The following is a 20,975-nucleotide window of genomic DNA, read 5'->3' as shown; positions in this document are numbered from 1 at the left end:
GGTGACCCGCGACCAAGCCCCAAGGCCGGCAACGCGTGACCAACACACCTGGCGAACGAGCCGTTCGTCTGGTTCACGCTCTGCCGGGAGCCGGAGGCCCTGGTTCGAGGCCAAGTGACCTTGGAGCGACGCAGGACACTTCAGCGTGCGGCCAGCACGTCGTCGTAGTGCTGGTTTCGCATGACGCCGAGGACGTTGCCGAAGGGGTCGAGGACTGAGGCTGTCACGTAGCCGGGGCCGCGTTCGGTCGGGGCGTCATGCTCAGTGGCGCCCAGGTCGAGCAGGCGCTGGTGGGCGGCTTCGACGTCGTCGACGGCCCAGTAGATGATGGCGCCGGCCGGGCCGGGAGTGTGCGGGTGCGGGGCGTACTTGCTGTTGAGGATGCCGAGCTCGTGCTGGTAGTCGCCGATGCGCCACTCGAGGTAGGCGCCCTCGCGGACGAAGTAGGGCTCCACGCCGAACACCTCGGTGTACCAGGTGCGGGCGGCGTCGAGGTCGTCGGCGAAGAGGGTCACTGTGGTCAGTCCGCGGAGCGGTGCCGAAGAAGTCATGACCTCATCATGCGACTAAAAGTGCTCACCTCCTGAGCACTTTAAAAGGCAACATGGAAGGCATGCGCGCCGATCGTCTTGTTGCTGTCCTTCTGCTGATGCAGGCCAAGGGACGGGTCACCGCGGCCGAGCTGGCCACCGAGCTCGAGGTCTCGGTGGCCACCGCCCGCCGCGACCTGGAAGCGCTGTCGGCGGCCGGCATCCCGGTCTATCAGCAACCGGGCCGGCACGGCGGTTGGCAGCTGGTCGGGGGCGCCCGCACCGACCTGAGCGGGCTCACCGCGTCCGAGGCGCAGGCCTTGTTCCTGCTGGCGGGGCCGGCCGCCGCGTCTTCCGATGAGGTCAAGGCCGCCCTGCGCAAGCTGATGCGGGCCCTCCCCGAGACGTACCGGACCGAGGCGCAGGCCGCGGCGGCCTCGACCATCATCGACCCGTCGCGCTGGGGCGAGAACACTCGCGACCGGCCCGATGAGGTGCAGCAGCTGCAGCAGGCGGTGGTCCGACGTCGGCAAATCCGGTTCCGCTACAAGGACGTACGGCGGGAGGCCGACCCGTGGGGGCTGATCGACAAGGACGGCGTCTGGTACCTGATCGCCGGCACCGCCCGGGGTCGCCGCACGTTCCGGGTCGACCGGATCGCCGGGCTCGAGGTGACCGCCGGGAGCTTCGAGCGGCCGGACGACTTCACCCTGGACGAGGCCTGGGACGAGGTGGTCGGCGCCATGGAGGAGCGGCGTTCCCGCACCTGGGCCACCGTCGTGATCCCCGAGCGCTTCGTCTGGGTGCTGCGCGACCACTTCGGACGCCACTGCCACCCGGGCGAGCCGTTGGGTGACGGCCGCGTCCGGGTGCGGGTCGGCGCCCCGGAAGCCCGGGACATCGCCCGCACCCTGTCCGGCTGGGGTTCGACCGTCGAGGTTCTCGAGCCTTCCACCGTACGGAGGGAATTGGCCCGCATCGGCGCCGAGCTCACAACTCTCTACGTCCAGCCAGGTACTCCGCCACCGCATCGATGACGTAGCTGTATCGCAGCGACCACAACAGATCGAAGGAATGCTGCGCGCCCGGCAGCTCGACCAGCGTCACCGGGTTGGTGCTGACCGCGCGCAGCTTGTCCGCGAAGTCGCGGGTGTCCTCGATGAGCGTGAGGCCGTCGTTGGTGCCGTGCAGCAGCAGGAACGGCGGCGCGTCGGCCACCCGTTCGACCGGCGACGACCCCGGGCCGGCCGACCGCCCGTAGTAGCCGCCGAAGCCGATCACCGCGCTCACCGAGCAGTCCGCACCCTCGAAGCCGGGCTGGAACTCCATGTCGCCGGGCGTCAGCCCCAGCATCGCCGACAGGTTGGCGCCGGCCGAACTGCCCGAGCTCACCACCGTACGGGAATCACCCCCGTAATCGGCGATGTGCGCCCGGACCCAGGCGATCACCCGCTTGGCGTCGATCAGATAGTCGGGATAGGCGGCCGCCGGGGCCAGCCGGTAGTTGGCGTTGACGCACACGAAACCGCGCCCGGCCAGCTCGTTCAGCATCGCGCGGGCCTCCCGGTTCTTGCTGCCCATCCGGAACCCGCCGCCGTGGAAGAAGACGAGCACCGGCGCGCCGGCCGGGCGGTCGCGGCGGTGGTAGACGTCCAGCCGGTTCCGCTTGCCGGCGTCCCCGTAGGCCAGGTTGGCCACGCGCTTGACGTCCCGCCGGCGGACGACCCACGGCGCCAGCAGAATCCGGGCCCACGGCCGGCCGCCCGGCGGAACACCGACGGCCCGGTCGGTGCCTGACGCCCGTACGACAAGAACCGCAAGCCCGCCCACGGTGACCACCGCGACCGCGACGGCCACGAGAGCGGCCGGCGAGTCCAGATCCCCTTGCCCGTACGCGAGAAGCGTGGACGCCGCCAGCAGATAGAACGCGATGAACGGCTGCTCGTTGACCATGAACGACAACCAGTGCCCCCAGTACGACGGCGTCGTGTGGGGCGGCCGCGGATTGATCAGCGCCACCGCGGTCGCCAGGGCCACCAGCCCGACCGAAAAGAAGTAACCGAACGGCATCAGTGCCTCCTGGGGATCAGGGCGAAGGCCGGCAGCGTGGCCACCGCGGCCAGAAGGAACACCGCCGAGACGCCCAGCGACGCCACCAGCAGCCCGGCGACCAGCGCGCCGGCGGCCATGCCGAGGTCGTACGCGATGTTCCAGACCGCGCTGACCGTGTTCTCGCCACCGAGCGGCGCGCCGTCGTACATCAGCGCGAGGGTGGCGTTCTGCAGCAGACCGAAGCCCGCGCCGAAGACCAGGGCGGCCAGGATCACGGCCGCCGGCATCCCGGTCAGGGCGAGGCCCGCCGTCCCGGCCGCCGTCAGCACGAGGCCCGGGGCCAGCAGCCGGCGCTGGCCGTGCCGGTCCCCCAGCCGGCTCGCCACCCAGCGCGCGGCGGTGGCGGCCGCCGGCTGCACGAGCAGCGCACCGGCCACGACCCCGGCCGACAGCCGCCCACCGGCCAGCGGAAGAAACGTCACGAAGACACCGAGTGCCGCAGTCGAGGCGGCGAAGATGATCGCCGGCCGGGCCAGCGCGGCCCCCGCCCCGGACGACTCGGCGAAGGAAGTGGAACGGCGAGGCAGCCCCGGCACCGAGATCAGCGCCAGCAGCGTGATCACGGCCGTCGTGACGAACACCGGCCCGAAGCCCCACCGGTGCGCGGCCCACACCCCGGCCGGCAGCGCGAGCAGGCTCGACACCCCGCTGACCAGGCCGACGAAGGCCAGCCCCTCGCCACGCCGCTCGGGCGGGATCAGCTTGGCCGTCAACGCGCCGCCGGCCACCGTGCAGATGGCGAACCCGAGCCCGCGCAACACGCAGACGACCAGGATCACGGTGGGATCCGCGCTCACGGCGAGCACGAGCGTCGGCGCGCCGAGCAGACTGAGCCCGAGGGCGAGCGCCGAGCGGTAGCCGATCCGGGCGACCAGCCGCGGCGTGGCCATCTCGCCCAGAACCGTGGCCACCAGCAGCGCCACGGTCGAGAAGCCCGCGCCGCGGCCCGACGCGGCCAGCATCGGCACGACCGAGAGCGGCAGGAAGAAGCCCACCGAGGCGCCGAGAATCGACACGGAACGCAGCAGCAGCGGGCGGGTGATCAGTCGGCTGTGGACCATCGTGGCGGTCATGAGAACGACGCTAGGGCCGGACCGGGTCACTGATAAGGTCCAGTTCCATGCCCGTCGAGTGGGCCGGTTCGGGGCCTTCACTACTCGTGACGATCGACCGCGGCGTCGGCGCGGGATTGCGTACGCAGCTCGAGGATCAGTTGCGAGCGGCCATCCGCGCCGGTCGGCTGGCCGCCGGCGAGCCGCTGCCGTCCTCGCGCGAGCTGGCCCGGCAGCTCGGCCTGTCCCGCGGGCTCGTCCAGGACTGTTACGCCCAGCTGCAGGCCGAGGGCTATCTGACCAGCCGTCCCGGCGCGGCCACGCGGGTGGCGACCGCTGTGTCCCGAGAGAATGTGCCGGCTCCCCCGCCTCCGGTGGCCACGGCCGTGTTCGCGATCGCCGACTTCCGGCACGGCGTTCCCGACCTCGGGCTCGTGCCGCGGCAGGACTGGGCGTGGGCGGTCCGCGAGGCCCTGCGCACGATGCCGGACGCGGCCTTCGACTACGGCGAGGCCGTCGGCGCGTCGCGGCTGCGTGAGGTGCTGGCCTCTTATTGCGTACGGGTCAGAGCCGCCGCGGCCACCCCGGCCGACCTGATCGTGTGCACCGGCACGCAGCAGGCGCTCGGCCTGGTGATCGGCGCGCTGGCGGCGGCCGGCGTCGACACGGTCGCCGTCGAGGATCCCGGCAGCGCCCGTACGGTTGATCCCCTGGCCGCGGCGGCCGGACTGACCGCCGTACCCGTGCCGGTCGACGATTCCGGCCTCGACGTCGCCGCCCTGCGCCGCACCCGGGCCCGGGCCGTCCTCGTCACCCCGGCCCACCAGTGGCCGACCGGTGTCGTGCTCACCGGCCCCCGCCGGCAGGAGCTGATCGCCTGGGCCCGCGAGCACGACGGCGTCATCATCGAGGACGACTACGACGCCGAGTTCCGCTACGACCGGGAGCCCGTCGGCTCCCTGCAGGGCCTGGCCCCGGACCGCGTCGTCTCGCTCGGCACGGTCAGCAAGTCACTGGCCCCCGCCCTGCGCCTCGGCTGGATCATCGCCCCGGAGCGCCTGCGCGAGCCGATCGCCGCCCGCAAGTGGCTGGCCGACCGGGGCAGTCCCGTCGTCGACCAGCTGGCCCTGGCCGTCCTGATCGAGTCCGGCCGCTACGACCGGCACCTGCGCCGGATGCGCGCCGAGTACGCGGCCCGCCGCGACACCCTCGTGGCCGCCCTGGCCCGGCACGCGCCGCACCTACGGCTGACCGGCCTGGCCGCCGGCTTCCACGCCGTCCTCGAACTGCCGCCCGGCGCCGACCGGGAGGCGCTGATCGAGCGGGCCGCCGAGCGCGGCGTCGGCCTCTACGGGATGGCCGGTCCGCGGATCATCCTGGGCTTCGGCGACACGTCCGGCCGGGCGATCGACGCCGGCATCGCGGCTATCGCTGATCTGCTGTAGCCGGTTCGCCGTCGACCCAGCGGTGGCCCTCGGGGCAGGCCCAGTCGGGGTTCACCTCGCCGATGACGCAGCCGCCGAAGGCGATCTCGCCGCGCTCGCCGGCGGCCATCAGCTCGGGGCCGGGCATGCCGTAGACGATCGGGACGCCGGGCCGGCCGCAGGTGGGACAGGGTGGGTTCACGCCGTTCAGCCTAGGCGAGCCGGAGGTTTCTCAGGCGCGGTCGTGCAGGGTGATGTGGTAGCCGCAGCCAGACGGCGGCGCCGAGGCCGGGCCGCTCGGCCGCGTCGAGGTCGGTGCCGGGGACGATGTCGCGCAGGGCGAACGCGATCGGCTTCGTCTCGAAGACGACGGCGTGCGGCGGGCCGGCCGGTGAGCGGACGAGGCCGAGGTAGCGCTCGTAGAACGCCTGCGAGGCGTCGAGGTCGCGGGCCTGCAGCGAGATGAAGTCGGGACCGGTGGCGGGCATGACGAAACTCCTCAGATCGACGTGACAACATGTCAGTTTACTGACACGCCCCACGGTATGTCAGAATACTGACATGAGTCAAGACGGTGCCGGCATCCACTTGGAGACGTCCCTGGGCTACCTGTTGAAGGAGGCGTCGAGCGCCCTGCGCACGGCCATGGAGGACGTGCTGCGCCCGCTCGGGATGACCGTGACGCGCTACTCCTGCCTCGAGCTGCTGGCGCAACGGCCCGGCCTGTCCAACTCCGAGCTCGCCCGGGGCACGTTCGTGACCCGGCAGTCGATGAACGTGCTGCTCCAGGCCCTGGAACGGGAGGGCCTGGTGACCCGGCCGCCGGAGGCGCCGGTGGGAAAGGTGCTGCCGACCCGGCTCACGCCCACGGGCCGGAAGGCTCTGGAGAAGGCGACCGTGGCGGTCCGGTCGGTCGAGCTCAGGATGCTGGCCGGTTTGACCGACGACGAGCAGGCGCAGGCGCTGCGGATCCTGCGGAGCATGGTCCGGTCCCTGCAGGCTTGACGGGCTCACTGGGCCAGCGCGGGCTCCGGGTCGCGCAGGCGGGAGCTGGGCAGGGCCCGGGGCACGGTCAGCGTGAACACCGCACCGTGCGGCTCATTGGGCTCGTACGCGACATCGAGCCCACCCGCCTGGGCCAGCTGCCGCACCAGATACAGACCGAGGCCGGTGCCCGCCGTGGTCGTGGCCACGCCCGAACCGGCCCGGGCGAACCGGTCGAACAGGTGCGGCACGAACTCCGCCGGCACGCCCTCGCCGTGGTCGGCCACCCGGATCGCCACCAGCTCCTCGGCGTTGGTCACGGTCACCTCGATCGGCGGCCGGCCGTACTTGGCCGCGTTGGTGAGCAGGTTGCCCAGGATGAGCTGCAGCTGACCGGGGTCGGCCAGGCCGGTCGTCTCGTAGTTGGGCGCGATGATCAAGATCTGGGTGCCCATGCTGACGTGGTGGGCCACCACCGCCTCGCGCACGGCCTCGGACAGGTCGAGCCGCACCGGCCGGGCCATCATCGCGCCCGCGTCGAACTGGGCCAGCATGAGGATGTCGGTGACCAGCTCGTTGGCGCGGTGGCCGGCCACGGTCATCCGGCGCACGTCGTTGGTCTTGGCGTGCTCGGGGATGTTGGCCCACTCCTCCAGCAGCAGCTCCCCCAGCCCGACGATCTTCGCCAGCGGCTGCCGGACGTCGTGGCTGAGCATCGCCATCACGTCGGCCAGGTGGGTGTTGGCGTCCTGCAGCTCCTCGGCCCGGCGGGCGATCTCGGCCTGGTTGCGCTCGCGTTCGCGCTCGAGGGCGTTGCGCTCGGTGACATCGATAATCTGGGTGGCGAAGTACTGAGGGCGGTCGTCCTCGTCGCGGAGCACGGCACTCGTGATCGTGGCCTCGACGATCCGACCGTCCGCGCGTACGAACCTCTTGTCCAGATCGAAGCCGTCGAGCAGCCCGGCCTGGGCGTCGCGCACCAGGTCGACGGCCGGTTCCACGTCGTCGGGGTGGGTGAACTCGGTGACGTGGCGGCCCAGCAGGTCCGGCTCGGACCGGCCGAGGATCTGCCCGGCCGCCGGGTTCACCCGCAGGCACTGGCCGTCGAGGTCGGTGAGCACCATGCCGATCCGGGAGCCGTCGAACACCTTGCGGAAGCGGCGCTCACTGACCAGCAGCTCGCGCCGATTGACCCGGGCCCGGGCCAGGGCCACCACCACGGCCAGGCCGACCAGGGCGGCGCCGGCCAGCGCAGCCCGGCCCGCGAACTCGGTGTTGCGCAGCGAGGCGAAGAGCACGTCCTCGCGTACGGTGGCCGACAGCCGCCACGGCGTGCCCCGCACCGCCACCGAGGCGTACCGCCACCAGGCCCCGTCCGCGTCGTACCGGCCGTCGGCGTCGTGGACCAGGGCCTCCTCGAGTGCGGTCTCCTGGGTCGCCAGCGTGGGCTCCCCGGTTGTGAACGGCTCGGTGCCGGCCACGATCGACCCGCGCGAGTCGTCCAGCTGCACGTGCGCCCCCTCGAGCGAGAGCGCACTGGTGAAGTAGGCGGCCAGCGGGTTGGCCTGAATGGGCAGGGCGCCCGAGAAGACGCGGCGGCCCGAGCTGGTCTCGAAGGGGACGGCGAAGGCCACGACCGGGGTGCCGCGGGCGACCGAGTCGACCACCTCGGAGACGGACGGGCGGCCCGCCAATGCCGCCTTCAAGTGCTCGTAGCGGCCGGCGAGGTTCTGGCCGACCGAGGTCGGATCGTCGGGCATGACGTGCAGGGCCCGGCCCTTGTCGTCGAGCAGGACGGCGGCCGGGTAGCCGAAGCCGGCCACCGCGCGCTCGAAGTCCCGGCGGGAGACGACCGGGTCGGACAGCGACGCCTGGGCCTGAACGCGTTCGCGCTCCAGCGCCTCGCCGGCCACCCCGGTCATGAACTCGCCCAGCGTGCCGACGCCGTGCTCGAAGCGCCCGGCCACCGCGTTCCGGCTGCTGTCCTGCTGCCACAACAGCACCGAAGTGCCCGCCAGCACCAGCAGCAGCCACACCACCAGGGGCACCACGACCGGACGCCCCCAGTGGCTGAACCCGCGCGGCACACGCATACCCAATAGTCGGCATCCGGCCCGGCTTACTGAGCGGCGCGGCCGCGCGGCCCGGTCAGCCCAGGGCGGGCTGCCAGACGTACGTCCGGGGGGTGACCGTGGCGACTGCCGAGGACCGGAAGTTCGCCTCGACCTGAGCCAGCTCGCGGGCGTTGGGGTACGAGTTGGTGCACGACACGGCGGCGCTGCTGCCGGACATCAGGTCGGCGCACAGGCCGGTCCGGCGGTCGGGCAGGCCGAGGATGTGGCCCAGCTCGTGGGCGGTGATCCGCGGCGGGTAGTAGCCGTCGGTGATGGCCTCGCGGCCCATCCAGACGCGCCCGTTGCCGAGCGAGGTGGTCTGGGCGCGGGGCCAGCCGTTGTCGGCGTAGATGCGGATGTTGGGCGTGCGGCCGGCGGTGACCGGTTGCAGGCGCACGTTGGTGGCCCGGCTGTTCCAGATCTGGGCGCCCTGGGTCCACGCGGCCGCGAACTCCTGGGCCTGGCTGGTGTCGTAGTACAGCACGCGCGGCGCGGCGGAAGCGGGCGCGGAACCGGCGACCAGCACGCCGGCGAACGCGACGGCCGAGATCAGCGCGGCCGCCATCCTTCGAAGAAGCATCGGTGCCCTCCTGCGGGGGATCGGGGGGTAGTCCTGGCCCCGACCCTAACTACGCAGAGGAGATTATCGATGCTTTCCGGGCATACCGATGAGGTCCTACCGCGGCGGGGCGGCCGTCACGTGGGCCACCACCAGGTCGCCGATCATCTGGCGCTGGTGGGCTCGCCGCGACGGGTCGAGCAGGTCGCGGTCGAAGATGGCCCGGAACGTGTAGCGGTTGGCCCCGCGGAAGATGCAGAACGCGCTGATCACCTGGTGGACGTCGAGGGCGTCGACGTCATCGCGGAACAGGCCGGCCGCCACACCCCGGCCCATGATCCTGGTCAGCACCTCGAGCGCGGGCGCGGCCAGGCCGTCGCGGACCTCGGACTTCAGCAGGTGCTGGGCGTAGTGGATGTTCTCGATGGCGACCAGGCGGACGAAGTCCTGGTGCTGCTCGTGGTGGTCGAAGGTGAGCTCGGCCAGCTTGCGCAGCGCCTCGACCGGCTCGAGGTGGTCGACGTCGAGCTTCTGCTCCAGCGCGCGGATGTGCTGGTAGGCCTGCTCGAGGACGGCCAGGTAGAGCCCTTCCTTGCCGCCGAAGTAGTAATAGATCATGCGCTTGGTCGTACGGGTCTTGGCGGCGATCTCGTCGACCCGGGCCCCCGCGTAGCCCTGATCGGCGAACTCGTGCGTGGCCACCTCGACGATCTCGGCCCGGGTCCGCTCGGCATCGCGCACCCGCTCGCCGGGCGCCGCCGCTCCCGTTGCCATCCGCTTCCCCTCCGCCGGTCCACCCGACTCTAGCGAACCCGGGATATTGAGCACCCTTCGAAACAGCAGACCTTTCAGGTCGGCGTGTCAGCGGCCGACAGTGCGGTCATGTCTCGTTGGTGCCGGGCCCATGCCCTTGAACTCACCGGAGCGCTGCTGGCCGCGTTCGGCGCCGTCTGGGTGGCCGCGGGCCTGGCGCACGAGTGGGCTCACCCGATCATCGGCTGGCTGCCGCTGCCGGTGGGCACCGCCTTGGCCGTCGTCGCCTGCGTACGGGCCGCCCGCGACGCCCGCCTCGACGCCGGCACCCGCCGCTTCTGGCGGCACCTCACGCTGGCCGGTGTCTTCTTCACGGCCGGTACGGTCGGCAACGCCTACGACGCGGTCGGCGGCCCCACACCCTCGCAGGTGCTCGGCCCGGTCACCGTGGCTCTGTATCTGGCCGTGCTCGGCCTGGTCATCTGGGCCCTGCTGCGCCTGCCCACGTGGCAGCGCAGCCGGGCCGACTGGATCCGATTCGGTCTGGACGCGTGCATGGTGCTGGTCACCACCGGCGCCCTGGTCTGGCACCTGGCGCTGCGCGACCACGACCGCTGGACGGCCCAGACCGGCTCGGCCGGCCCGATGCTGGCCATCATGCTGTCGGCCTTCGTGGGCGTCGCAACCTTCGTCAAGGTCGGCTTCGCCGGAGCCGGGCGGCTCGACCGGCAGGCCATCCGCATCCTGGCCATCGGCGCCGCGATCTCCGCCTCGCTCGGCGGCCTGTCGCCGTTCCTGGCCGACAAGATCTACCTGTCGTCCAGCCTGGTCTCGGTGCCGGTGGCCGCGCTCACCATCACCCTGGCCGCCACCCGCCAGCGGCTCAACGGGGACCGTGCGCCCGAGGCCCGCCGGACGTCGCGGCGGATCAGCATCCTGCCCTACGCCGCCGTGGCCGTGACCGACGCGCTGCTGCTCTCGACCGGCACCGGTGACGCGGCCGAGACGACCACCATGCAGCTGGCCGCCGTCGCCCTCACCGCGCTGGTCGTGGTGCGCCAGATCCTGGCCCTGCGCGACAACCACCGGCTGGTCGACGAACTGCGCGGCTACCAGGCCAAGCTCACCCACCAGGCGACCCACGACAGCCTGACCGGGCTGGCCAACCGCGCCCTGATGGAACAGCACGTCGAGGCCCTGCTGGCCGAGGGCCGCCCGTTCCACCTGGCCCTGCTCGACCTGGACGACTTCAAGATCGTCAACGACCGGCTCGGTCACCACGTGGGCGACCTGCTCATCGAGGCCACCGGCGACCGCCTGACCGAGGTCGTGGGCGATCGCGGTCTGGTGGCCCGGCTCGGCGGCGACGAGTTCACCCTGATCATTCCCGACCGGGGCGACATCGAGGAGCTGCTGCGGCGCTTGATCGTGGCGGTCGGCGCGCCGGCCGAGCTCGACGGGCACACCGTGGTCACCGCGGCCAGCCTGGGCGTCACCACCAGCCGCCCCGGCGACGTGCCGGCCGAGCTGCTGCGGCGGGCCGACGTCGCCATGTATGCGGCCAAGCACGCCGGCGGCGACGACCGGCACTGGTTCGACGCGGCCATGGACCGGGCCGCCGACGACGACGCGCGCCTGGCCGCCGAGCTGCGCCGCGCCCCCGCCGAGGGCCAGCTGGTCGCCCTGTACCAGCCCATCGTCACCCTGCCCGGCGGCGCGCCGACCGGCGCCGAGGTGCTGCTGCGCTGGCAGCACCCGGAGCACGGCCTGCTCGCGCCGGACACGTTCATCCCGCTCGCCGAGAGCAACGGGTTCATCGTCGAGCTGGGCGACTGGGTGCTGCGCGAGGCCGTCCGCCAGTCGATGGAGTGGCGCGACCGGCTGGGCGACCGGGCGCCCGAGCGGATCAGCGTGAACGTGTCGGCCCGGCAGCTGTCCGACCCGCACTTCGTCGACCGGGTGGCCGGGCTGCTGCTCGAGAGCGGCCTGCCCCCGCATCGGCTGATGCTCGAGGTGACCGAGACGGCCGTGCTGTCGGCCGGCGCCGCGATCGCCCAGCTGCACAAGCTCAAGGCGCTCGGGCTGCGGATCGCGCTGGACGACTTCGGCACCGGCCACTCCTCGCTCAGCCTGCTGCTGGACTGCCCGGTCGACGTGCTCAAGGTGGACAAGTCCTTCGTCAGCGGCACCACCGCGGGCCGGGCCGGCGCCATCATCGTGCGCAACCTGATCGGCTTCACCCAGGACTTCGGCATCGAGGCCGTCGCCGAGGGGGTCGAGACCACCGGCCAGGCGGCCCAGCTGTACGAGGCCGGCTACCGGTTCGCGCAGGGCTACCTGTTCGGCCGGCCGATGAGCGCCCCCGCCCTGGAGGAGCTTCTGACCGCCCCGGCCGAGCCGGGCTATCGTGCAGTGCATGCGGGTGCTGGTCGCGGATGACGAGAGGGTGCTGGCGGACACCGTGGCCGACGGGCTGCGCGACTTCGCCATGGCGGTCGACGTCGTCTACGACGGCGAGGCCGCCAAAGAGCGGGTGACCGTCAACCGGTACGACGTGGCCGTGCTCGACCGGGACATGCCCGGCGCCACCGGCGACGAGGTGTGCCGCGAGATGGTGGCGGCCGGGCTCGACACCCGGGTGCTGCTGCTCACCGCGGCCGCCGGCATCCGCGACCGGGTCGAGGGGCTGGGGCTCGGCGCCGACGACTACCTGACCAAGCCGTTCGCCTTCGCCGAGCTGGTCGCCCGCGTGCAGGCGCTGGGCCGGCGGGCCAACGCCGCGCACGGCCCGGTGCTCGACCGCGAGGGCATCACGCTCGACATCCCCCGGCACACCGCCTCCCGCGACGGGCTGCCGCTGCGCCTCTCCCCCAAGGAGTTCGCCGTCCTGCGCGTGTTGCTGCGAGCCGACGGCGCCGTGGTCAGCGCCGAGGAACTGCTCGAACAGGCCTGGGACGAGCACGCCGACCCGTTCACCCAGACCGTGCGGGTCACCGTGATGACGCTGCGCCGCAAGCTCGGCGACCCGCCGGTCATCCACACCGTGCCGAAGGTCGGCTACCGGCTGGGCAGCTAGAGGCGCTGCAACTGCGTGATCACCATGGCGACGGCGAAGAAGCCGTAGAACCCGATCGCCACCAGCATGCCGCCCAGGCGCCAGCCTCCCAGCCGTACGGGGGAAGGAAGGTCTTTGACGTTGAGGCGCACCAGCAGGATCGAATAGAGCAGCGTGACCACCGACGCCGCGCAGGTCGACACGATCAGCAGGCCCAGCGGCTGGGTGAAGCCGGCCAGCAGGATGATCGACCCGAGCACGATCTCGGCCCAGACGACGGTCAGATAGAGCCGCGGCTCGGTCCAGCGGGCCGACGTCTGCAGGTAGTTGCGGCGCAGGAAGTCGCTGGCCACCCGGCCGATGATGTCGAGCAGGCCCATCGCCGCCGCCCACAGCGAAACCGTGGCCACGGCCAGGAACAGCAGCTTCAGCCAGCCGCCGACCTGCTCGCTCAGGATGTCGCCCTCGATGCGCAGGAACGAGGTGTCGTTCTTGACGTCGTCCCGGCCGAACAGCAGCTGATAGGCCAGCAGGCACATGACGGTGATGGTCACGAAACAGACGGCGACGAAGGTGACCAGGTGCTCGGCGTTGGCCCTCTTCCACCACACCTGCCAGCGGGCCAGGTTCCGCTCGTCGGCCGGGAAGGCGTAGAGGTCGGTGCCCGCCGCCTCCTCGCGGCCGGTGATCGGTGAGACCAGACGCGGGACGTGCGCGCCCATGCCGTACCGCTTGTCGCGGATCCAGTTGCTGAGAACCAAATTGTGTACGCCGCCCGCGCCGGCCGCTCCGATGGCGCTCAGCAGCAGGGTGAACGTGACGCCGTCGGGGATCCGCCCGAACTCGGTGACCGTGGCCCGGGCCCCGTCGCCCCACGTGCTCAGCGAGATGACGAAGACAACCACGACGAGCAGGAAGAAGATGGTGAGGCCGACCTTCACCAGTTCGACCCGCTCGACGGTGTTGTAGACCACCTTGGACACCGACAGCAGTACGCCGATGGCGACCAGCGTGACCACGGTGATCCACACCGGGTCGCCCCCGCCGACCAGGTAGGTCAGCACGGTGCTGCCGCTCGTGGCCCAGCCCGGCCACACGTACTGGAAGGCCCCGGCCAGGCAGATGATGATGCCCCAGCCCTTCCACCAACGGGAGAAGCCGGCCACCACGGTCTGGCCGGTGGCCAGGGTGTAGCGCTCGATCTCCATGTTGATGACGAACTGGACGGCCAGCGTGCAGAAGGCCAGCCAGAGCAGGCCGAGACCGCCGATCGCGGTCAGATAGGGCCACAAGATGATCTCGCCGGCGGCCATGCCGATGCCCACGGCGACCACGCCGGGGCCGATCATCCGGCGCAGGGAGAGGGGTTCGGGCAGGTCGCGGGTCTCAGCGGGGATCTGGGTCCGGGAGGGATTCATGGCGGGCTCCGTCGTCGTTTTCGTTGCCGTGTCCGTTGCCGCTCAGATAGGCGTCTTCGGTGCCGCTCAGAACGGCGTCTAGGTGGCGCAACATGCGATCGATGTCCGGGGTTCGCCCGGTGAACAGCTCGAAGGCGGCGGCGGCCTGATAGGCGCACATCGCCGTCCCGCCGGCCGCCCGCAGCCCGGCGTCGCGGGCCGCCCGCAGCAGCGGCGTCACGACGGGCATGTAGACGATGTCGGCCACCCACAGGCCGCGGTGGAGCAGCTCGGTGGGCACGGGCAGTCCCGGGTGGTGGCGCATGCCGACCGGGCTGGCGTTGACCAGCCCGTCGGCGCCGGCGAGGGCCGAGGGAAGATCGGCCGGCGCCGCGACGTGCAGGCGGGGAAAGCGGGCGGCGAGCTGTTCGCGCCGCGCCCGGTCGGGGTCGATGACGGTCAGATGCTCGACGCCCAGGGTGAGCTGGGCATAGGCGCAGGCGGCACCGGCCCCGCCGGCGCCCGTCTGCACGACACGGCCCTTCACGAGGTCGCGGTACGCCTCGGTGAAGCCGTACGCGTCGGTGTTGTGCCCCTGCCGCCGCCCGTCACGGAAGACGACGGTGTTGACCGCGCCGATCGCCTCGGCCTGCGGGGACAGCTGATCGAGGAGGTCGGTGACGCGCTGCTTGAACGGGTGGGTGATGTTGAGCCCGGCATAGCCCTCGTCCTCGGCTTGCTTGAGGAGGTCGCCGAGCTCAGCCGGTTCTTCCGTGTCGAACAGGTCGTACGTGAGGTCGAGGCCGTGACCGCGCCCCTCGGCCTCGTGCAGCGCCGGGGACAGCGAGGTGCCGATGCCGGCCCCGATCAACCCACAACGCATGCCCGCTCCCGTCAATGTACGAACTGGTGAGTTAGTTATCCGCTGTGACCGGGGCCACTGTCAAGGGGGCTGGGCCTGAATCAGAGCCTCTACAACGGCTTCCTGACCGCCGGACGCGTGTGGGGCCTGCTCGCCGACAACTTCGGCGCCAAGGTCTTCTTCCTGGTGTGCGTGGCCATCGCCGGCATCGTCGGCGCCGCCACCGCCAGCCGCCGCATCCTCTTCGTCCAGACCGTCCCGGCCGTCCTCGCGCTGCTCTTCGTGCTGCTCGCCTGAAGTTGTCGTACCCCGTCCCTAGGCTTCCCCGCATGAGAAGTTGGTGCATCACGGGCGGCACGCAGCTGGTGCTTGGCAGCGCTGTGTCCCAGTCCCTGGACGGCATCCGCGCTCACGAGGCCGTCTCGCGCGGCGCCGACTTTCCCAGCGCATTTGCTGCGCCGCATGTTCGATGATCTCTTCAGCCGGCACGTGTTCATGGCGATGGCGCGGCAGATGGCGCTGGCCGATCTGATCGGCGAGCGGGACTGGTCGGTCGACCTGGGCGCCGGGGCGGTGACGTTCGGGACGGACCTGAAGTTTCCGATCCAGCTGCTCGGCAGCGAGAGCCACGGCGACGGCACCTGGCTGTGGGCGTGGGCCAACGAGGCCAGCAATCTGCCGCCGGCCCTGCTGCAGCTGTGCGGGTGGATGCGCGGCTACGGGCAGAACGCCGGCATCCCCGAGCTGACCGAGGCGACATTCCCGCTCGACCGCGCCGACGGACACCGGCTGGCGCTGCTCGCCTCCGGGCTGACCGGCCGGCCGTACTACCGCGGGCCGTACGACGGAGGTGCGCTGTTCTTCCACCTGGAGGGCGTGCCCCAGCAAGAGGTCACCCCCGAGCGGGCGGTCACCGTGATCAGCCAGACCATCTCCGCCTTCCCCATCGACCACCGCGTCGCCGTCGTCGGCTTCTTCGAGCAGCTGGGCTGGCCGGTCGACCAGACCGCCGACGCCGTGACCGGCGGCCCGCTGCGGGTCACGTTCGACAACCTGGGCCGCATCGCCCAGCTGAGCGGCACCATTCCTCCGCGTTGAAAGAGGAAGGCAAGGTCGCCCTGGTGGCCGGGGCGACCCGTGCCTCGGGGCGAGCCATTGCCATCGCGCTGGGCGCCTTGGGCGCCACCGTGTACGCGACCGGGCGCAGCACTCGGGACGGCCGGTCCGAGATGGGCCGACCCGAGACGATTGAGGAAACCGCCGAGGCCGTCGACGCGGCCGGCGGCACGGGCATCGCGATCAGGGTCGACCACAGCGTCCCGGGCGAGGTCGCGGCGCTGGCCGAGCGCGTCGCTGTCACGCCGGGGTGGCTGCGGTCGGAGCGGATGCTCGAGAACTTCGGGGTGACCGAGCACAACTGGCGGGACGCGACGGCCAGCGAGCCACACTTCTGCGCGAGCGAGTCGCCGCACTACGTCGGGCGCGGGGTCGCTGCGCTGGTTGCCGATCCGGGCGTGGGGCGGTTCAGCGGGCAGACGTTGTCGAGTGCTGACCTCGCCGCCGCGTACGGGGTGACTGACACCGACGGCACGCGGCCCGACTTTCCGCGGTACTTCGCGGAGGTCATGGCGCCGGGCCGCGCCGCCGGGGATGAGAACTACCGGTGAGGGTCAGCTGGCGGCCAGCGCCTCGAGGATGACCTCGGCGACCGCCTGCGGCTGCGAAACGCTCAGGGCGTGCGAGGCGCCGGGGATCTCGCGGGCCGTCTTGGCGCCGGCTCGGCCGGCCATCCAGCGGTGCAGTTCGACCGGGATGTTGAGGTCGGCGTCGCTGTAGACGAACCAGCTGGGGATGGACTGCCAGGCCGGCTCGTCGGCCGAGAGGGCCGTGGACAGCGCCGCTTCCGTGACCGGGCGCTGGGTGGCGGCCATCAGCGCGGCCTGGGCCTCGGGGACGTCGGCGCAGAACTGGTGGTGGAAGGCGTCGCGGCGGATGGTGAACTCGTTGCCGCCGGTCGAGACGGGGTAGGCGGCCAGGGCGTCGCCCAGCGTGCTACCGGGGAACTTCAGGGACAGCGCGAATGCGGACTCGCCGGTGGCGGGGGCGAACGCGTCGACGTAGACGAGGCCCTTCACCTCCTCGTTGCCGGCGGCCGCCTCGGTGACGACCATTCCGCCGTACGAGTGGGCGACCAGCAGCACCGGGCCGCCGACGCCGTCGATGACGTCGCTGACGTACTGGGCGTCGCCGGCCAGGCTGCGCAGCGGGTTGGCCACGGCGATCGCGTCGAGCGACTCGGCGGCCAGGCGCTCGACGACGCCGTTCCAGCTGGCGGCCTCGGCGAAAGCGCCGTGCACGAGCAGGACAGTGGGTTTGGTGCTATCGGGCATGATCTTCCCCCTCGGATGCTGATGTGCGGTCCATCAGCCGTGACCGGACAGCCCCCGGATCTGTGACGGAGGCGATCGTCACGGGCCCGGGAACTGGCATCGGGGCTGGTCGCGGGGCCAGGATGGAGCGCGGTGAAGGGGGCGGGAATGGGTCTGGGTGATCTGAACGAGGCGGCACGGGTGTTCACGGAGGTGCGGCCGCGGCTGTTCGGTATCGCCTATCGCATGCTCGGCAGCGCCACCGAGGCCGAGGATCTGGTGCAGGACGTGTGGCTGCGCTGGCAGACCTACGACCGGGACACTGTGGAGAATCCGGGCGCGTTTCTGGCCACCACCACGACCCGGCTCGCCATCAACAATCTTCAGTCGGCCCGCGTACGCCGGGAGACTTACGTGGGCCCTTGGCTGCCGGAGCCCGTGGACACGAGCGCCGACCCCTACCTGGGCGCCGAGACGGGCAACGCGCTCCAGTTCGCCGTGCTCATGCTGCTCGAGAAGCTGACCCCGAACGAGCGGGCGGCCTACGTGCTGCGCGAGGCCTTCGACTACCCGTACGGCCAGATCGCCGACATCCTGCAGAGCAACGAGCCGGCCGTACGCCAATTGGTGAGCCGCGCCCGCAAGCACGTCGCCGGCGAGCGCAAGGCGCCGGTCTCGGCCACCGCCCAGCGCGAGCTGCTGGCGACGTTCATCACGGCCGCCCGCAGCGGCGATCTGCAGGCCCTCGAGAAGCTGTTCGCGTCCGAGGTGGCCAGCATCTCCGACGGCAACGGGGCTCGGCAGGTCTCGCGCAAGGCGGTCGTGGGCGCGGTCCGCGTGGCCAAGTACATCGCGGCCTTCTCGGCCTGGTGGTGGGACGGCGTCGAGGTTCGCTTCATCACGGCCAACGGCCAGACCAGCGCCGTTCTGCACCGCGGCGACGAGACGCTGGCGGTGCTGACGATCGACGCCTCGGCCGACGGCATCGAGCAGGTGCTGTGGATGATGAACCAGGAGAAGATCGCCGCTGTGAGCTGACGGACACCCTGTCACGAATCGCCGCCCTCACTTGTCTTACTGACGACAAGCTCGTCACCCCGCCGGAGGCGGGAGAAACAGAGGGCACGATGCGGACGATCCTGGTGGTCGGTGGTGGCTACGCCGGCTTCTACACGGCCTGGAAACTGGAGAAGAAACTCCGCCGGGACGAGGCGAAGGTCATCGTGGTCGATCCGCGCCCGTACATGACCTATCAGCCCTTCCTGCCCGAGGTGGTGGCCGGCTCGGTCGAGGCGCGCCACGCGGCGGTCGCGCTACGGCGGCACCTCAAGAAGACCCGGTTGGTCAACGGGAGCGTGACGAAGATCGACCATTCCCACCGTACGGTTCTGGTGCAGCCAGCCGTGGGCGAGAGCTTTTCCCTCCCGTACGACATTTTGGTGGTGACCGCCGGGGCGGTGACCCGCAAACTCGCGATCCCGGGCGTCGCCGAGAACGCGATCGGCATGAAGCACGTCGAGGAGGCGGTGGCCATCCGCGACCGCATGCTGACCGCGTTCGATCAGGCGGCCACGCTCCCCCACGGGCCCCAGCGGCAGCGACTGCTCACTGTCACGTTCGTCGGCGGCGGCTTCTCCGGCGTCGAAGGCTTCGGCGAGCTCATGTCGCTGGGGCAGGCGCTGGTGAAGAAGTATCCCGAGCTCGACGCCTCGGAGCTGAGCTTCCACCTCGTCGAGGCCCGCGACCGGATCCTGCCCGAGGTGACCGACGAGCCCGGCCGCTGGGTGGTGCGCCACCTCGAGAAGCGCGGCGGCCACGTACACCTGAACGCGCAACTGCGCTCGGCCGAGGGCGGCCACATCGTGCTCTCCACCGGGGAAGCGTTCGACTCCGAGCTCATCGTGTGGACGGCCGGCAACGGCGCCAACCCGATGGTGCACAACCACACCGACCTGCCGATCGACGCCCGCGGCCAGGTCGTCGTGCGGGCCGACCTGCGGGTGGGCACGGACGCCGAGCCGATCGAGGACGCGTGGGCGGCCGGCGACGACGCCGCGGTGCCCGACCTGGCCATCGACCAGCCGGGCGTCGCGACCGTGCCGAACGCCCAGCACGCCGTACGGCAGGGAAAGCTTCTGGCCAAGAACCTGATCGCCGCGCTGCGCGGGCGGAAGGCCAAGCCGTACAAGCACGCCAGCCTGGGCGTGGTGGCGACGCTGGGGCTGGGGCGGGGCATCTTCCAGTGGCACGGCATCGTGATCAAGGGCTTCCCGGCCTGGGTCATGCACCGCGGCTACCACGTGCTGGCCGTGCCGACCTGGGAGCGCAAGGTGCGCGTGCTGGCCGTGTGGGCGACCGCCGTCTTCTACGGGCGTGACATCGTCTCGCTGGCCTCGGTGCAGCACCCGCGGCAGGCGTTCGAGACCGGCGGCGAGCCGGCGCGTGCGACCGCGGGAACCCGTGCCTGACCCGTTCCACCCCCTGTCCCACCTGCTCGGCGCCTGCTCCTCGGCTGACCTGGCGGCGATCGAGTCCCTGCTGACCGCCGACGTGGTGGCCGTCTGCGACGGCGGCGGCCGCGTCTCCGCACCGGACGAACCGGTGCGGGGCGCGGCCGAGGTCGCGATGCTGCTGCTGGGCCTGTTCGCCGGCACGCGTCTGATGCTCGCGACCGTGAACGGGCTGCCGGGAATGGTCGCGCACCGCGCCGACGGCACGCCGCTGGCCGTGCTGGTGGCCACCGGCTCCCCGGTGGAGATCTCGACGCTGTGGATCGTGCTCAACCCCGACAAGTTGCACCGCTGGGCCTTGTATTCGTAGACCATGGTTACCGCCCTCGGATCGCGTCAAGGTGGACACAAATCCGCTACTGACCTGGGAGTTCTTGTGAGTACCAAGCTGGCCGTGGTGACCGGGGCGAGCAGCGGCGTGGGCCTGGGGCTGGCCGCCCGGCTCGCCGCCGAGGGCGCCGAACTGCTGTTGCCCGTACGCGATCCGGCCAAGGGCGAGGCGGCGGTCGCCCGCATCCACGCCGAGACGCCGGACGCCCTCGTCACCCTGGCCGAGCTCGACCTCGCGTCGCTGAAGTCGGTGGCCGAGTTCGCCGGCGGTGTCGACCGGCCGATCGACATCCTCGTCAACAACGCCGGCGTGATGGCCCCGCCCGTGCGGCACACCACCACCGACGGCTTCGAGCTGCAGTTCGGCACCAACCACCTGGGGCACTTCGCGCTCACGACCCGGCTGCTGCCGCAGTTGCGGGCCGGGCACGCCCACGTCACCACGATGACCAGCAGCGCTGCCCGCAACGCGTCGGTGAACTGGGACGACTTGCAGAGCACCGGCAGCTACTCGGCCATCAAGGCGTACGGGCAGTCGAAGTTGGCGAATTTGCTGTTCGCTCTGGAGCTGGATCGTCGGTCGCGGGCCGAGGATTGGGGCATCATCAGCAATGCCGCGCACCCGGGCACGACGCTGACCGGCCTGTACGCGGCCGGGCCGAACATGGGACGGGACAAGCCGGCCCGGCTGGAGGCCATCATGTCGCGGCTGGCCCGGTGGGGTGTCTTCGTGCAGGGGGTCGAGCAGGGGCTGCAGCCCGCCCTGTACGCGACGACGGCTCCGGGCGGCCGGCTGTACGGGCCCGACGGCCTCGGGCAGTTCACCGGGAAGCCGACCGAGCTGGCCATCTACCGCCCGGCCCGCGACCAAGCCGCCGCCTCCCGCCTGTGGGACGTGTCGGCCGAGCTGGTCGGGAGCTGACG

At 71.5% G+C, this 20,975-nt stretch carries 22 protein-coding genes and 1 pseudogene; 12 read left to right on the top strand and 11 right to left on the bottom strand.

The genetic code is table 11. The features are described 5' to 3' along the window. Positions 1 to 140: 140 nt before the first annotated feature. Complete coding sequence (locus tag OWR29_RS35020; protein WP_267567761.1) at positions 141 to 551, bottom strand: VOC family protein; 411 nt, start codon at positions 549 to 551, stop codon at positions 141 to 143. Positions 552 to 613: 62 nt separating this feature from the next. On the opposite strand from OWR29_RS35020, the gene OWR29_RS35015 reads away from it, so the two are divergent. Beyond that, positions 614 to 1,567: a helix-turn-helix transcriptional regulator gene (locus OWR29_RS35015; RefSeq protein ID WP_267567760.1), complete on the top strand. Its 954-nt coding sequence runs from the start codon at positions 614 to 616 to the stop codon at positions 1,565 to 1,567. Here OWR29_RS35015 and OWR29_RS35010 read toward each other — a convergent pair. After that, the gene (locus OWR29_RS35010) at positions 1,521 to 2,600 is read right to left on the bottom strand and encodes an alpha/beta hydrolase (protein WP_267567759.1); all 1,080 of its coding nucleotides are present in this window, start codon (positions 2,598 to 2,600) and stop codon (positions 1,521 to 1,523) included. The genes OWR29_RS35015 and OWR29_RS35010 overlap by 47 nt on opposite strands. Continuing rightward, positions 2,600 to 3,715, bottom strand: coding sequence for an MFS transporter (locus tag OWR29_RS35005; RefSeq protein WP_267567758.1), 1,116 nt, complete (start codon positions 3,713 to 3,715; stop codon positions 2,600 to 2,602). The genes OWR29_RS35010 and OWR29_RS35005 overlap by 1 nt, the downstream gene beginning before the upstream one ends. A 47-nt stretch (positions 3,716 to 3,762) precedes the next feature. Between OWR29_RS35005 and pdxR the strand changes: the two genes are divergently transcribed. Further along, positions 3,763 to 5,139 carry a MocR-like pyridoxine biosynthesis transcription factor PdxR gene (gene pdxR / locus OWR29_RS35000; protein ID WP_267567757.1) on the top strand — a complete coding sequence of 459 codons (1,377 nt, stop codon included), beginning with the start codon at positions 3,763 to 3,765 and terminating at the stop codon, positions 5,137 to 5,139. Here the strand turns inward: pdxR and OWR29_RS34995 are convergent. After that, positions 5,120 to 5,320, bottom strand: coding sequence for a hypothetical protein (locus tag OWR29_RS34995; protein WP_267567756.1), 201 nt, complete (start codon positions 5,318 to 5,320; stop codon positions 5,120 to 5,122). The two genes, pdxR and OWR29_RS34995, sit on opposite strands and share 20 nt — an antisense overlap. Before the next feature lie 64 nt (positions 5,321 to 5,384). After that, positions 5,385 to 5,606, bottom strand: a pseudogene (locus OWR29_RS34990) (VOC family protein); the annotation flags it as partial. Between the two features lie 73 nt (positions 5,607 to 5,679). On the opposite strand from OWR29_RS34990, the gene OWR29_RS34985 reads away from it, so the two are divergent. Next, positions 5,680 to 6,123 (top strand): MarR family winged helix-turn-helix transcriptional regulator, encoded by a 444-nt coding sequence (locus tag OWR29_RS34985; RefSeq protein WP_267567755.1) that lies wholly within the window; start codon positions 5,680 to 5,682, stop codon positions 6,121 to 6,123. A 5-nt stretch (positions 6,124 to 6,128) separates the two neighbouring features. On the opposite strand, the gene OWR29_RS34980 is transcribed toward OWR29_RS34985, so the two are convergent. From OWR29_RS34980 to OWR29_RS34970, 3 genes are all read right to left on the bottom strand, one after another. Continuing rightward, positions 6,129 to 8,195: a sensor histidine kinase gene (locus OWR29_RS34980; protein WP_267567754.1), complete on the bottom strand. Its 2,067-nt coding sequence runs from the start codon at positions 8,193 to 8,195 to the stop codon at positions 6,129 to 6,131. A 55-nt stretch (positions 8,196 to 8,250) separates the two neighbouring features. Continuing rightward, entirely contained in the window at positions 8,251 to 8,796 is a 546-nt protein-coding gene (locus tag OWR29_RS34975; protein WP_267567753.1) for a snapalysin family zinc-dependent metalloprotease, read from the bottom strand. Positions 8,797 to 8,892: 96 nt separating this feature from the next. Next, positions 8,893 to 9,549: a TetR/AcrR family transcriptional regulator gene (locus OWR29_RS34970; protein WP_267567752.1), complete on the bottom strand. Its 657-nt coding sequence runs from the start codon at positions 9,547 to 9,549 to the stop codon at positions 8,893 to 8,895. Between the two features lie 108 nt (positions 9,550 to 9,657). Here OWR29_RS34970 and OWR29_RS34965 point away from each other — a divergent pair, with 108 nt between their 5' ends. Together OWR29_RS34965 and OWR29_RS34960 are read left to right on the top strand one after the other, a co-directional pair. Next, a complete protein-coding gene (locus OWR29_RS34965; protein ID WP_267567751.1) occupies positions 9,658 to 11,967 on the top strand; it encodes a putative bifunctional diguanylate cyclase/phosphodiesterase in 2,310 nt (769 codons plus the stop codon). Then, positions 11,945 to 12,604, top strand: coding sequence for a response regulator transcription factor (locus OWR29_RS34960; protein ID WP_267567750.1), 660 nt, complete (start codon positions 11,945 to 11,947; stop codon positions 12,602 to 12,604). The genes OWR29_RS34965 and OWR29_RS34960 overlap by 23 nt, the downstream gene beginning before the upstream one ends. Here the strand turns inward: OWR29_RS34960 and OWR29_RS34955 are convergent. Both OWR29_RS34955 and OWR29_RS34950 read right to left on the bottom strand, forming a co-directional pair. Then, entirely contained in the window at positions 12,601 to 14,001 is a 1,401-nt protein-coding gene (locus tag OWR29_RS34955) for an Nramp family divalent metal transporter (RefSeq protein WP_267567749.1), read from the bottom strand. The two genes, OWR29_RS34960 and OWR29_RS34955, sit on opposite strands and share 4 nt — an antisense overlap. After that, positions 13,970 to 14,863, bottom strand: coding sequence for a shikimate dehydrogenase (locus tag OWR29_RS34950; RefSeq protein WP_267567748.1), 894 nt, complete (start codon positions 14,861 to 14,863; stop codon positions 13,970 to 13,972). The genes OWR29_RS34955 and OWR29_RS34950 overlap by 32 nt, the downstream gene beginning before the upstream one ends. Positions 14,864 to 14,920: 57 nt before the next feature. On the opposite strand from OWR29_RS34950, the gene OWR29_RS34945 reads away from it, so the two are divergent. The 3 genes from OWR29_RS34945 (at position 14,921) to OWR29_RS34935 (ending at position 16,509) form a co-directional block, all read left to right on the top strand. Continuing rightward, positions 14,921 to 15,139, top strand: coding sequence for a DUF1304 domain-containing protein (locus OWR29_RS34945; RefSeq protein ID WP_324291289.1), 219 nt, complete (start codon positions 14,921 to 14,923; stop codon positions 15,137 to 15,139). A 165-nt stretch (positions 15,140 to 15,304) separates the two neighbouring features. Further along, positions 15,305 to 15,940, top strand: coding sequence for a DUF6882 domain-containing protein (locus tag OWR29_RS34940; RefSeq protein ID WP_267567747.1), 636 nt, complete (start codon positions 15,305 to 15,307; stop codon positions 15,938 to 15,940). Then, positions 15,937 to 16,509: an SDR family oxidoreductase gene (locus OWR29_RS34935; protein WP_267567746.1), complete on the top strand. Its 573-nt coding sequence runs from the start codon at positions 15,937 to 15,939 to the stop codon at positions 16,507 to 16,509. Before OWR29_RS34940 ends, OWR29_RS34935 begins: the two co-directional genes overlap by 4 nt. A 3-nt stretch (positions 16,510 to 16,512) precedes the next feature. Here OWR29_RS34935 and OWR29_RS34930 read toward each other — a convergent pair whose 3' ends face one another. Then, a complete protein-coding gene (locus tag OWR29_RS34930; RefSeq protein WP_267567745.1) occupies positions 16,513 to 17,232 on the bottom strand; it encodes an alpha/beta fold hydrolase in 720 nt (239 codons plus the stop codon). A 147-nt stretch (positions 17,233 to 17,379) separates the two neighbouring features. On the opposite strand from OWR29_RS34930, the gene OWR29_RS34925 reads away from it, so the two are divergent. The 4 genes from OWR29_RS34925 (at position 17,380) to OWR29_RS34910 (ending at position 20,973) form a co-directional block, all read left to right on the top strand. After that, the gene (locus OWR29_RS34925; protein WP_267567744.1) at positions 17,380 to 18,249 is read left to right on the top strand and encodes an RNA polymerase sigma-70 factor; all 870 of its coding nucleotides are present in this window, start codon (positions 17,380 to 17,382) and stop codon (positions 18,247 to 18,249) included. Between the two features lie 89 nt (positions 18,250 to 18,338). Then, the gene (locus OWR29_RS34920) at positions 18,339 to 19,679 is read left to right on the top strand and encodes an NAD(P)/FAD-dependent oxidoreductase (RefSeq protein ID WP_267567742.1); all 1,341 of its coding nucleotides are present in this window, start codon (positions 18,339 to 18,341) and stop codon (positions 19,677 to 19,679) included. Then, positions 19,672 to 20,031 carry a sigma-70 family RNA polymerase sigma factor family protein gene (locus tag OWR29_RS34915; protein ID WP_267567740.1) on the top strand — a complete coding sequence of 120 codons (360 nt, stop codon included), beginning with the start codon at positions 19,672 to 19,674 and terminating at the stop codon, positions 20,029 to 20,031. Before OWR29_RS34920 ends, OWR29_RS34915 begins: the two co-directional genes overlap by 8 nt. A 66-nt stretch (positions 20,032 to 20,097) precedes the next feature. After that, positions 20,098 to 20,973 (top strand): SDR family oxidoreductase, encoded by an 876-nt coding sequence (locus tag OWR29_RS34910; protein ID WP_267567738.1) that lies wholly within the window; start codon positions 20,098 to 20,100, stop codon positions 20,971 to 20,973. The last annotated feature ends 2 nt before the right edge of the window (positions 20,974 to 20,975 follow it).

It is taken from the genome of Paractinoplanes pyxinae, from assembly GCF_026626335.1.
Classification (GTDB): Bacteria; Actinomycetota; Actinomycetes; order Mycobacteriales; family Micromonosporaceae; genus Actinoplanes; species Actinoplanes pyxinae.
This window is presented reverse-complemented; position numbering and strand designations above follow the sequence as displayed.